This window comes from Pseudomonas sp. LBUM1659 (genome assembly GCF_059716045.1).
Window position 1 is genome coordinate 3,566,979 of record NZ_CP166797.1, and the last position, 12,516, is coordinate 3,579,494.

The 12,516-nt window shown below is 61.0% G+C and carries 10 protein-coding genes; 7 read left to right on the top strand and 3 right to left on the bottom strand.

The features are described 5' to 3' along the window. The first annotated feature begins 169 nt into the window (after window positions 1-169). The 6 genes from wecB (at window position 170) to ACA048_RS16145 (ending at window position 8,973) form a co-directional block, all read left to right on the top strand. Window positions 170-1,321, top strand: coding sequence for a non-hydrolyzing UDP-N-acetylglucosamine 2-epimerase (gene wecB / locus ACA048_RS16120; protein ID WP_497625313.1), 1,152 nt, complete (start codon window positions 170-172; stop codon window positions 1,319-1,321). Then, a complete protein-coding gene (gene nfrB / locus ACA048_RS16125; RefSeq protein WP_497625314.1) occupies window positions 1,318-3,492 on the top strand; it encodes a cyclic di-3',5'-guanylate-activated glycosyltransferase NfrB in 2,175 nt (724 codons plus the stop codon). Before wecB ends, nfrB begins: the two co-directional genes overlap by 4 nt. Next, window positions 3,489-6,641: an NfrA family protein gene (locus tag ACA048_RS16130; protein ID WP_497625315.1), complete on the top strand. Its 3,153-nt coding sequence runs from the start codon at window positions 3,489-3,491 to the stop codon at window positions 6,639-6,641. The genes nfrB and ACA048_RS16130 overlap by 4 nt, the downstream gene beginning before the upstream one ends. After that, on the top strand, window positions 6,641-7,519 hold the full coding sequence (locus ACA048_RS16135) for a DUF4434 family protein (protein ID WP_497625316.1): 879 nt from the start codon (window positions 6,641-6,643) through the stop codon (window positions 7,517-7,519). Before ACA048_RS16130 ends, ACA048_RS16135 begins: the two co-directional genes overlap by 1 nt. Further along, entirely contained in the window at window positions 7,503-8,579 is a 1,077-nt protein-coding gene (locus tag ACA048_RS16140; protein ID WP_497625317.1) for a GGDEF domain-containing protein, read from the top strand. The genes ACA048_RS16135 and ACA048_RS16140 overlap by 17 nt, the downstream gene beginning before the upstream one ends. Before the next feature lie 136 nt (window positions 8,580-8,715). After that, window positions 8,716-8,973 (top strand): DUF2790 domain-containing protein, encoded by a 258-nt coding sequence (locus ACA048_RS16145; RefSeq protein WP_497625318.1) that lies wholly within the window; start codon window positions 8,716-8,718, stop codon window positions 8,971-8,973. On the opposite strand, the gene ACA048_RS16150 is transcribed toward ACA048_RS16145, so the two are convergent. Then, window positions 8,964-9,374 carry a MerR family transcriptional regulator gene (locus ACA048_RS16150; RefSeq protein ID WP_497625319.1) on the bottom strand — a complete coding sequence of 137 codons (411 nt, stop codon included), beginning with the start codon at window positions 9,372-9,374 and terminating at the stop codon, window positions 8,964-8,966. The two genes, ACA048_RS16145 and ACA048_RS16150, sit on opposite strands and share 10 nt — an antisense overlap. Before the next feature lie 77 nt (window positions 9,375-9,451). On the opposite strand from ACA048_RS16150, the gene ACA048_RS16155 reads away from it, so the two are divergent. Further along, window positions 9,452-10,675 (top strand): NADH:flavin oxidoreductase/NADH oxidase family protein, encoded by a 1,224-nt coding sequence (locus ACA048_RS16155; protein WP_497625320.1) that lies wholly within the window; start codon window positions 9,452-9,454, stop codon window positions 10,673-10,675. Between the two features lie 119 nt (window positions 10,676-10,794). Here the strand turns inward: ACA048_RS16155 and ACA048_RS16160 are convergent, their stop codons facing one another. Together ACA048_RS16160 and ACA048_RS16165 are read right to left on the bottom strand one after the other, a co-directional pair. Further along, window positions 10,795-11,406 (bottom strand): vWA domain-containing protein, encoded by a 612-nt coding sequence (locus tag ACA048_RS16160; RefSeq protein WP_497629878.1) that lies wholly within the window; start codon window positions 11,404-11,406, stop codon window positions 10,795-10,797. 53 nt (window positions 11,407-11,459) lie between these two features. Continuing rightward, window positions 11,460-12,458 carry a magnesium chelatase ATPase subunit I gene (locus ACA048_RS16165; RefSeq protein WP_497625321.1) on the bottom strand — a complete coding sequence of 333 codons (999 nt, stop codon included), beginning with the start codon at window positions 12,456-12,458 and terminating at the stop codon, window positions 11,460-11,462. Window positions 12,459-12,516 lie beyond the last annotated feature (58 nt).

Genomic DNA, 12,516 nt, shown 5'->3' on the forward strand with positions numbered 1-12,516 from the left:
CGTTGGCCGAGAGCCATCATTCTCAGCGTAACCACGGCCTTTGACTGACCTCAATCAGGGGCCGAACCGAATTGGACAAGCTTCCGATCGGCTGTTTTTTTCATATACCAATAAGAGACGCAACCCTGTAGGCCTTAAGCCTGGGCGTTGCTCCGTATCTGGAGAGTCAATGTCTTTCAAAGTCATGATGGTTTTCGGTACTCGCCCAGAGGCCATCAAAATGGCACCGCTGGCCAGAGTGCTGCGTCAGTGTCCCGACATCAAACTGAACATCTGCTCCACCGGCCAACACCGGGAGATGCTCAAACAAGTGCTCGATTCCTTCGACCTGACGGTCGATCAGGATCTGCAAGTGATGACTCAGGATCAGACCCTCAACGGCCTTTCTCAACAACTGCTGATTCACCTCGACCAGGCTTACAAGCGTGTAAGACCTGACATCGTCCTGGTCCACGGTGACACCACCACCAGCTTCATCGCGGCGCTCGGCGCCTTCAATCGCCAGTTGCCCATCGGTCACGTCGAGGCTGGCTTGCGCACGGGCAATCTGCGCGCGCCCTGGCCGGAAGAAGCCAACCGGCACCTGACCGGCGTCATCGCCGATCTGCATTTCACCCCCACCACCAAGACCGAGGCCAACCTGCTGCGCGAAGGTGTGCCCCAAGCCAGTATCGAAGTCACTGGCAACACGGTAATCGACGCGCTGCTTTGGATGCGCACGCATCAACAGGACATCAACTGGCACCCGGCCGCCGACTCGCCGCTGGCCGTGCTCGACGACAAACGGCGGATGGTGTTGATTACCGGTCATCGTCGGGAGAATTTCGGCGACGGCTTTCGCAACATCTGCCAGGCGCTGGCCAACCTCGCCGAGCGTTACCCGGATGTGCAATTCGTTTACCCGGTGCATCTCAACCCACAGGTGCAAGGCGCGGTGTATGGCGTGCTCTCGGAGAAGCCGAACATTTATCTGGTGGCGCCGCAGGACTACCAGCATTTCGTCTGGCTGATGGCCCGGGCGCATTTCATCCTCACCGATTCCGGTGGCATCCAGGAAGAAGCGCCCGCCCTCGGTAAACCGTTGCTGGTACTGCGCGAAGTCACTGAACGGCCCTCAGTTGAAGGTGGAACCGTGCTGCTGGTGGGCACCGACACCGATCGCATCGTCAAAGAAGCCAGCCAGTTGCTCGATGACGAGGCGCACTTCAGACGAATGAGTCGCGTCCACAGCCCCTATGGCGACGGCCACGCCAGTGAACGCATCGCCACCCGACTGTGCGCCTGGCTGAGCGAACGCTCGGCAGCAGTTAAAACGGTATGACGCTGGGTTTAGTCGATTTTTTTGCCTATGTGCTGTTCGGTCTCAAATACCTCGCGATTACTTTGGCTCTGTTGATGTTCCTGCTCGGGCTCGATGACCTGTTCATCGACCTCGTGTACTGGAGCCGCCAGTGGATCCGTCGCAGGCAGATCTACGAAAAATTCAAGCGCGCGGATGAGGAACGCCTGTATGCCATCGCCGAAAAACCGCTGGCGATCATGGTCCCGGCCTGGAACGAAGTCGGTGTGGTCGGTGAAATGGCGCGCCTGGCAGCCTCGACCCTCGATTACGAGAATTATCAGATTTTTGTCGGCACCTACCCCAACGATGCCGAGACTCAGGCCGACGTCGATGCAGTGTGTCGGCACTACCCCAACGTACATAAAGTGGTTTGCGCTCGCCCCGGCCCGACCAGCAAGGCTGACTGCCTGAACAACATCATCGACGCGATCCTGCGTTTTGAAAGCGAAGCGAAAATCCAGTTTGCCGGATTCATTCTGCACGATGCCGAAGACGTGATTTCACCCATGGAATTGCGCCTGTTCAACTACTTGTTGCCGAGCAAGGACCTGATCCAGATTCCGGTCTACCCCTACGCACCGAAATGGCGAGGCTTCACCGCCGGGCACTACGTCGACGAGTTCGCCGAGAACCACGGCAAGGACGTCATCGTCCGCGAAGCCCTGACCGGCCAGGTGCCCAGTGCTGGCGTCGGCACCTGCTTCAGCCGTAAAGCGATCACCGCGTTGCTCGAAGACGGCGACGGCATTGCCTTCGACGTACAGAGCCTGACCGAAGACTACGACATCGGTTTCCGTCTCAAGCAAAAAGGCATGAAATGCATCTTCGCCCGATACTCGGTGACCGACCCGAAACTGGCGCTCGATCAACCCTGGGCGTTCGGCATGTGCCGCGTATTTTCCCAGGTGATCTGCGTTCGTGAGCATTTCCCCCGGGACCTGCAGTACGCCATCCGGCAAAAATCCCGCTGGATCGTCGGCATCGTTTTTCAGGGCACCAAGAATCTCGGCTGGAGCCCCTCCGGCCTGCTCAACTATTTCCTGTGGCGTGACCGGCGCGGCATGATTGCTTACCTGCTGAGTTTTCTGGTCAATCTGCTGTTCCTGGTGCTGTTGACGATGTGGCTGATGACGGTGATTGCACCGGACGCCTGGCGCTATCCGTCGATCCTCGGCAACAGCCCGCTGCTCGCGACCCTGTTGTGGCTCAACGGCTTGATGCTGATCAATCGGCTGTTCCAGCGTGCCTGGTTCGTCACTCGTTACTACGGTCTGGTTGAAGGGCTGTTGTCGGCTCCGCGCATGATGTGGAGCAATTTCATCAACTTCTTTGCCAACGTGCGAGCGCTGCGCCAGGTCATGGAAATGGGCGACTCGCGTCGCGTAGCCTGGGACAAAACCACTCATGAATTCCCGGCCCTGACCAAAGCCCAACGCACGCCACTGGGTCATCGACTGGTGGAGAAAGGCCTGCTCACCGAAGAGCAACTGGAAGCGGCGATCACCAATCCGATCCGGCGTCGCCTGGGCCACGAACTGTTGCTTCGCGAGCACATCAACAGCACGCAACTGGTGGAAACCCTCGCCGAGCAACTGGACATGGAATGGGCGCCACTCAACCCGTTCAAGCTCGACAAACGCCTGATCGACCTCGTGCCACGCAAGGTGGCCTCGCACTATGGCGTGCTGCCAGTGGCCGAAGAAGGCAAAACGTTGGTACTGGCCTCCGAAGGGCCGGTCAGCCAGGTTTCACTGGGCGCCATCAGTCGTCAATTGAAGCGCCCCGTGCGCTGCCGCCTGGCACCCCAGGGCCGGGTCACGCTGGGAATCCGTTACTGGTACGCCAGCCCCCATCAAACTGAGGATGTCCTCCACATGCTTCAAGTGCTTGAGCGTCATCAGGACGATGAGGCCTTGCTCGAACGCGTCAGTCACCACCAGGTGCTGCTGGGCAATCTGCTGCAAGTACGCGGCATGGTCCCGCCGAGCCTGTTCAATCAGGCCTTGATCGACTTCGATGCCGAGCACATGTCCCTGGGCCAACACCTGATCTCGCGCGGCATGATTACTCTGGAAGTCCTCGAACAGGCGTTGGCCGATCAGGCCAGCGAACAACAAGCCGCCTACCGCATTGCCCGGGAGGTCGCATGAAGCCGCTTCTCGTCGCCAGCCTGTTGCTGAGCCTGAGCGCCGCTACCTGGGTGCAGGCCGAACCGCTCACCGAGTTCGAACAGTTCCGCAGTTTTCCTTACATGGATCGCAGCTACCGCGAAGCGAAAAAAGGCAACTGGGGCGAAGTCGAACAGCTGATGCGCCACCTGCTGGCCAAGGTGCCAAAAAACGATGAGGCGCGGGCACTGCTGGTGGAAGCGCTAGCCAAGCAACGACGCTACAAGGATGCCGTGCAAGCGCTGCCGGACAACCCGGACAACAGCGATGCCCTGCTCAACCTGCGCCTGACCTGGATCGAACAAGATCCACCGGGCGGTGGGCAAGTCGAACAGTGGATGGCCACCGCCCCCCTCAACCACCGCGTGCGCCTGTGGCAGGCTTACAGCCTGAGCCTGGCCAAGTTCGGTGGTGGGGCCAAGGCGTACGACTGGCTGGCGCAATTGGCGCCCCGGGGCGACGACGACATCTTGCGTCGCGCTCGCGCGAACTGGTCCGAGCAACTGCGCGACTGGAACGGCACCATCGAACAACTGGCGCCACTGGCGGCCCGCAAACAACTGGACGCTCAAGGCTGGCAGCGATTGGCTAATGCCTACGTGCAGCGCCTGGACGAGAAACCGCTTCAACAACTGCTGGAACAGGCACCCAGCGCCGAAGCCGCGCGCAAAACCCGCCTGGCCATGATCGACCGCGCGATTGCCAGGGGCCACATCGAGCAAGCCCAGCGCTGGATGCAATCGCTGCCGGCCAGCGACCTCGCGGCGCCGACCCAGCGTCAGCGGCTGTGGGAATTGGCACGGCAAACTGGTGACGCACCCACCGTGCAGCGCCTGAGCGGCGAATTGCAGCGCCCGTGCCTGGAGACGACAGAATGGCTGTCGCAGCACGACCCGGACGCTGCACTCAGGCAATTGCGCGGTTGCCGGCCCGACCACGATCCGCAGACCTGGCTGATCCTCGCCCAACGCCTGCAAGCCACCGAATTGCTGGACAGCGCACGCCTGCCGGAGCCGTGGGACACGCGCCGACGCGAACGACTGCTGGACGTCTGGCAGGCGCAGGGCAAAAACGACAAAGTCATGGCCTGGCTGGCCAGCCAGCCGCAAACTCCTGACGTGGTCAAACGCCGTGCCGAACTGATGCAAGCACTGGGCCGAACAACTGAAGCGGCGACGCTGTGGGAACGCCATTACCAGCAGACCGGTAACCTCGACTCGCTGAATCAGGCCACCTATCTGGCGCTGAACAACGGCCAGCGAGAACACGCGCAACAACTGCTCGAAAATGCTTACGATCGTCACAACGGCAAATTGCCGGCCGCCCTGCTGCAACGCCTGGCGAATTTCCATGCCACGTCGACCCCAACCTCGGCGCAGCAACGGCGCATCGTCTCGCTGCTCCATCGTGTCGATCCCGCTACACGCGGTCAGTTGTTGGCGCAACTGGCTGAGAACGGTCAATGCGACGCGGTTCAGCAAGCCATCGGCGCCCATCCTCAGGCGATGGGCGACTTGCGCGCACTCGGTCGCTGCGCCATGCCGGATCGCCCCGGCGAAGCCGTCGTTTATTACCAACAAGTCGAAAAACTCGGGGACCGAAGCGGTCGCCTGCCGTTGGCCTATGCCCTTGAAGCAGCGGGTGACTCGGTCGGTGCACTGGCGATCTGGCGCAGCGTTCCTGCGGTACAAATGAGCGACAACGCCACGATTACCGCCAGCCGTAGCGCCCTCACCGCAGGTGACAATCAGGCCGCTGAACGCTACTGGCAACAGAGCCGCGCGCGGGGTTCCAATGTATGGACGTTTGGCGCAGCAATTGCCGATGCGCGGGGTGATCATGGATTGGCCTTGCAGCGACAACGCTCAGCCTTGCAGCAATCGCCGGACGCTGGGGATTACTACGCGGCGTCCGTCACGGCGCAAAAGGCCGGTGAGACGCAGCAAAGTACCGCGTGGCTCGCCGAAGCCGTGCGCCGCGAGCCAGACAACCCCCGTTATCGGGCCGATTACGGCATGCGACTGGCCGGCGCCGACACCCGCGAAGAACGCGCGAAAGCGCTCCCCTACCTGCAAACCGTCACCCGCAATTTCCCCGAGGACTATCGCCTCGGCGAAACCCTCGCCTGGCGCTATGACGAGATCGCAGACAGCGCTTCGGCGCGCAAGGAACTGCGCCGGGTGATCGACCTGGTGCAAAACCCGGTGGCCGCCGACGATGAAGACGGCAGTTTGCAAGCTCGGCGTTATCGCCAGCGTCGCGCTCACGAAAGCCTGTCTCGCCGCGATACGCGCACTGTGGCGAGTATTTGGTCGCCGGCCGGCATATCGACCAACGACTTCGTGCGCCCCGACGACAACAGCACCGGTTCCAGCCGCCATCGCGCCTCGCAAAACCTGCAATTGGCCATGTGGGACCATGCGCTGGGCGAAGAACCGAGCCGGGCCGGCAGCTCGCTATCGGTTTATGGACGGGTGTTGCTCGGCGGTGTAAGCCGTACGAGTTACGCCGAATCCATCGGCACCGGCGTTGGCCTGCGCTACAAACCGTGGGGCACGGCAAACATCAATTTTTACGGCGAGATCTACAAACACAGCCAGTTCGACGACCAGGACAATCACAGCCTGAGCCTGGGGCAACTGCTGATTCCTGAAAAACTGGCTGATCAGGTCGACGATCACCGTCAGGATGGCCACACCACCACCGATTACCTGTTGCGCGCCACCGGGTCATTTCTCGATCAGGGGCGGTTCCGCAACGACTGGCGAGTCGATGAAAGTGACTGGGATGAACGCTCCCTCTACCTCGACGCCGCCTGGTGGACCAAGGCGGGCGACCACCAATGGCGCTCGCGTTTCCAGCAAGGGCATACCTGGAAGATGCCATTCAACGGCGCGCAAACTCTCATGCCGTACGGATTTCTTGAATTCGCCAGCCAGGACTCGAGCAACGTCTGGCGCCAGGACCTGCGCACTGGTCTGGGCTTGCGCTGGCAATGGTGGTTCGACGAGGACATCTACAACGCTTATCGCGCGCACCTGAGCGTACATACCGAGTACCAGCAAACGCTGGGCGGCAACTTGTACGAGGGCGGCAACGGCATGCGGGTGGCCGTGGAGTTGAATTTCTGATGAAACGAATAGTGTTGATGCTCTGCTTACTGCTGGTCAGCCTCGGGGGGCGTGCCGATGAGCGAGTTTTCTATCAACCGCTGAACGTCGATGCCAGCCTCAGCCAGGCGCAATGGCGAACGGTCTGGCAAGAAACCGCCAGGCAGGGTTCACACACCTTGATTGTGCAGTGGACGGCGTACGGCGATTCGCACTTCGGCGGGGCCAATGGCTGGCTCGCCAGCAGTTTGCGCCTGGCCCACGAGCAGGGCCTGAAACTGGTGCTGGGGCTGTCCATGGACCCGGCCTACTACCAGCGCATCAATGAGCTGGACAGCGTCGGGCTGGCCACCTACTGGCAAGCACAACTGGGGCAATCGCTGGCTCAGCAGCAGATGCTGCGCAAGGACTGGAAACTACCCGTCAGCGGCTGGTACCTGCCGCTGGAACTGGATGATCTGCACTTTTTGCCCGCCGACCGACGCACCACCCTGCAACGCCAGTTGAAAGACTTCGCCGGCAAACTAGATGCGCCGCTGCATATCAGTGCCTTCAGTGCCGGCAAGCTGGCGCCAAAGGTCAACGGACAATGGCTGGGCGCGTTGGCCAACGCTGGCCTGCAGGTCTGGTGGCAAGACGGCGCCGGCACCGGCCGCTTGCCGACATTGGTTCGCCAGGGCTACGCCAGCGCAATGCCCTGCCCGGTCGGTATCGTGCGTGAAGCCTTCCATCAAGTCAGCGCCGAAGGCCAGCCGTTTCGTGCGCAACCGGCGACGCCTGAGGCAACGTCCGCGGGTTGCCATCCGACATCGGTGTTTTCCCTGCGCTACCGGCCATGGGGCAAGGTGATCCTCGACAACCAGCTCAACAGCAAGGTCGGTGATGTACAAAACCATTGAGGCTGAAATCCGTAGCAAAGCCGCGCCGGCCGCGTTGAAAGCCGAGTTCATCCAGCACGACTTCGAACGTCTGCACAGCTTTTGCCTGCTGATCTATGTCGCCAGTGTCGCCATGTGGGTGGTGTTCGACTTAATCCTCGGTTTCATGGGCGGTCGGCCTTTCACTTGGCTGTCGCTGCTGTTCTTCGGTTTGTTTTCGATCCTGACGATCATTTTGCTGTTCATCCGCAAAGCCAGGCATTTCGATGTCCTGGATCTGCTCTTCGTGTTCTCCACCACGTTGGGCGCACGGCTGTTGGTTGAAGATTTGCCTGAGACTTATCGTGCCGCATGGCTATTAATTGCCGCGTCAAGCACGCTGTACAGCGCCTCGATCCTGCCGCTCAGTCACTGGTCCTTTTACGGTGCGCAGCTGATTACATGGGTGAACCTCAACCCGTTCTTTCACACCGACGTGCACGTGTTCGAGTTCAGGGGCGTGATGATTCTAAGTTACAGCGCCTTCATCTGTGCGCTGACGCTCTACAGCTTCTTCAAATTGCGCGAGGCCAAACTACACAACTTCATCATGTCCAACTTGTTGCTGGATCAGGCCTACCTCGACACCCTGACCAAAATCCCCAATCGCCGGTCATTCATGACCCGCGCCGACCAGCAATTGCGCGCCGCCCCCCGCACGCACGACCATTACCTGGCGATGATCGACATCGACAACTTCAAGAAGGTCAACGACGTCTACGGTCACGACATCGGCGACGAGGTGCTCAAGCGCATTGCTGCGGACATCAAAACGGTGATGGTCGATTTTGCATACGCTCGATTGGGTGGTGAGGAGTTTGCGATTTACCTGGCCGGGGTGCGTCGCGAAGACGTCGAGCACCTGGCAGGTGAACTGTGCCGGGTGGTGCGCGAACACCCGACCCGGCATCCGGTGACCATCAGCATCGGACTGGTGCGGGTGGCGGACGACGACTCGTTGAATCGGGCGCTGATCAAGGCCGATAAGGCCTTGTATGAGTCAAAGCACTCGGGGAAGGATCGGTATACGTTTCACGAATAGCGTACAGCGGCTTTTGACCTGATCGTTCCACCTCGTCCCGGTTCAAAAAAACTTTGCCCTGAGCCTGGAATAAACCCAGGCGGGGCTCGTCGTACTGCCACTGAAATCATTCAGTAGCCACTACGAGAGCCCCATCATGAAAAGCCTTCTGTCCGCGCTGTTTCTGATTGGCCTGTGCGGCACCGCTGCCGGCGCCGCTGTCGACAACTCCAGCCCCTCGAACGTCGAGGATTACGGCTATTCGAAACCGCTGAACATTGCCAAGGTCGTCAACATCACCAACGGCGACTATTGCGGAATCGGCCCACGGGAGATGACTTACGTCGACACCATGGGCACCACCCATGTCTTGCGCTACCTGGCTTACGGTGATTCGTGCATCGATCAAAACTGATGCTTGAGCGACGCCATCACCCGCTCGGCATTTGCCTCACAGGCTATCCCTTCGGGCCGCGCCTGGATGCCTTCGATCACCACTAGCAACTTCGCCTTGCTCTGGGCCAGGTGAAGTTGCATTTCTTCGATCTGCTCGACCTTGCGCACAAGCCCCGCCACCAGTTCATCGCGCTTGAACTCGCCCGTCACCGTGTCCGGTAACAACTGCTTTAGCTCTTCAAGGCTGAACCCGGCCTGTTGGGCGCACTGAATGATCATAAGCGTTTGCAGCACTTGCGCCGGATACCGCCGGTAGCCATTGGACGAACGCTCGACCTGACGAATCAAACCCTGAGCCTCATAAAAACGAATGCGCGAAGCGTTCAGTCCACTTAACTGCGCCAGTTCACCAATTTTCATCACGGCCTCATTTGCCTGCTTGACATTAAAGTTAACTTTAAGCTTAGCCTCTGCTCTTCACTGATGAGGAGTCAAGCATGTCGCCCTTCCAAGCGTTGAATCTGCCCAACGGCCAGACCGTCGGCAATCGTATCGCCAAAGCCGCGATGGAAGAAAACCTCGCCGACACCGGGCAAGCACCGTCCGAGGCGTTGTTTCGGCTGTATCAGGCCTGGGCCGAGGGCGAAACCGGTCTATTGCTGACCGGCAATGTCATGATCGACCGCCGCGCCATGACAGGCCCCGGTGGCGTAGTGCTGGAAGACGAACGCGATCTGCAACGCTTTCGTCAGTGGGCAACCATCGGCCGATCCGGTGGCGCGCAGTTCTGGATGCAACTCAATCATCCCGGCCGCCAGACCATGGCCAACCTCGGCCAACAAGCCTTGGCGCCGTCGGCCGTGGCACTGGACCTGGGGGCGTTTTCGAAGATGTTTGCCGAGCCAAAACCAATGTCCGAGGGTGATATCGCCGAGGTCATCGCGCGCTTCGCCACCAGCGCGGCCCTCGCCGAAAAGGCCGGCTTCACCGGGGTGCAGATTCATGCCGCGCACGGCTACCTGATCAGTCAGTTCCTCTCTCCGTTGACCAATCGCCGCACCGACCGTTGGGGTGGATCACTGGAGAATCGCGCGCGTTTGCTGCTGGACGTGGTCAGCGCCGTTCGCCAAGCCGTCTCGCCGCAGTTTTGCGTAGCGGTGAAACTCAACTCAGCCGATTTCCAGCGTGGCGGGTTTGACGCCGATGACGCCCGCCAGGTGATTGTCTGGCTCAACGAGCAACAGATCGACCTGCTGGAACTCTCCGGCGGCAGCTACGAAGCCCCGGCCATGCAAGGCGAAGCCCGCGATGGCCGAACATTGGCCCGTGAAGCTTACTTCCTGGAAATGGCCGGTGAACTAGCCAGCGTGGCGCGCATGCCGGTGATGGTCACGGGCGGCATTCGGCGCCTGGCCATCGTCGAACAAGTGCTCGACAGCGGCATCGCCATGGCCGGCATCGGCACGGCGCTGGCGGTCGAACCGCAGTTGGTCAAACACTGGCGCGAAGGCCGCTACAGCCATCCGCAGTTGCCGCCGATTCTGTGGAAACGCAAACCGCTGGCCGCGCTGGCGAGCATGGCCGTGGTGAAGTTTCAGCTTCATCGATTGAGCCGCGGGCGCAAGCCGCGGCCGCAGGTCTCGGCGGTGTGGGCGTTGATACTTGACCAGTTGTACATTGGCCGTCGTACGCGGCAGTACCGTCAGGCGATGGGCAAATAATCTGAGACCGAGTTGGCCCCAGTCGCTGGCAAGCCAGCTCCTACAGGTTTTGTGAACACCGAAGAACCACTGTAGGAGCTGGCTTGCCAGCGAAAGGGCCGTGACAGACAGCCAATAACTCAGCCCAGAATCAGCTCATCAATATGCCGATAATCAGCTTGCAGCTCCGCCGCCATCTGCTTCGCCCGCCCGAGCCGAATCGGCCCACGCTCGATATCAATCAGCAGCCCCGGACACTCCAGCACCGGCAAATACGACCACTCTTTCAACCGCCCATCCGTCACCAGCAACACCCGCTGCTGTTCCGCCGGGAAACGCTTTTGCCGTATCGCCAGCCAGCGCCCCGCCTCACCCAGCGCCGCCAATAACGGCGTACCACCGCCCGCCCCCAGGTTATCGAGCCAGTCGCGCATACCCGACGACGCTTTCAGGCCTTGAACTTGCCACTTGGGCGCAAGACCGCTGGCTGTCAACAACGCCAACCGCGCGCGCTGGCGGTAGGCATCGTCGAACACTTGCGCCAGCAGGCCTTTGGCATCGCGCAACGCCTGGTGACGCCGGGTCGAGGCGGAGGCATCGACGATCACCAGCCACAACTCATGGGAGCAACGGGTACGCAGTTGGAACAGCACATCACTGCGCTGACGTGGCCGGCCGGTGAGCAAAGTGCCGGGCCAGTTGATCGCGCCGCTGCGCGCGGCGTGGCGTTTGCCTTGCTTGCCATTGTCCAGCCGTCCTGCGCGGGGTCTGGCATTCGCCCCCGCATCAGATCGAGGGCGAATGCCTAGGGCTTTTTTGGCCAACTCGGCATTTCGCGGCGTGCGCCGACCGGCAGCGCCTGGGCAGGCATTTCACCCCATTGGCCCTGGCCTTCGCTCGGGTTGGAGTTTTGCGCAGACGGCGGCTGACGGTGTTGCGGTGCCGGCGGTGATTGCTCGCGGCGACGATGGCGCAAGGCGAATTCGGCGACGGCGTCGATATCGGCCTCGCTGATCGCGTTTGCACCGCGCCATGCGGCATGGGCGCGCGCAGCGCGTAACCAGACCAGGTCAGCGCGCAAGCCATCGACGCCGGCGGCAAAGCAGCGCTCAGTGATCAGTGCCAGCGCTTCATCGTCGAGGGGGATGCTCGCCAGGACGCTACGGGCCTTTTCACACCGTTCGCGCAACGACTGCTGCTGGTGTTCCCACTGCGCACAGAAGCTTTGCGGATCGCTGTCGAAATCCAGTCGTCGACGGATGATCTGGCCGCGCTCGGTGGGTGCTGTGTGCCCACCGAGCGCGACGTTCAGGCCAAAGCGATCGAGCAGTTGCGGACGCAGTTCACCCTCTTCCGGGTTCATGGTGCCGATCAGCACAAACTTCGCCGAATGCCGATGGGAAATGCCGTCACGCTCGATCAGGTTGGTGCCGCTGGCGGCGACGTCGAGCAACAGGTCCACGAGGTGATCGGGCAGCAGATTGACTTCATCGACGTAGAGCACGCCGCCGTCCGCCTTCGCCAATACACCGGGGGAAAATTGCGCACGCCCGTCACTCAGGGCGGCGTCGAGGTCGAGGGTGCCGACCAGACGCTCTTCGGTGGCGCCCAGCGGCAAGGTGACAAATTGACCGCTGGCCAGCAGGTCCGCGAGACCCCGGGCCAACGTAGATTTGGCCATGCCGCGCGGGCCTTCGATCAGCACGCCGCCGATTTTCGGGTCGATGGCGGTCAGGCACAGGGCGAGCTTCAAGTCGTCGGCGCCGACCACGGCGGATAAGGGGAAATGCGGGGTGTCGGTCATCTTCAATACTCGGTCATGGTCGGTGGCAGGTGAACCTTGTACCTGTGGGAGTGAGCCT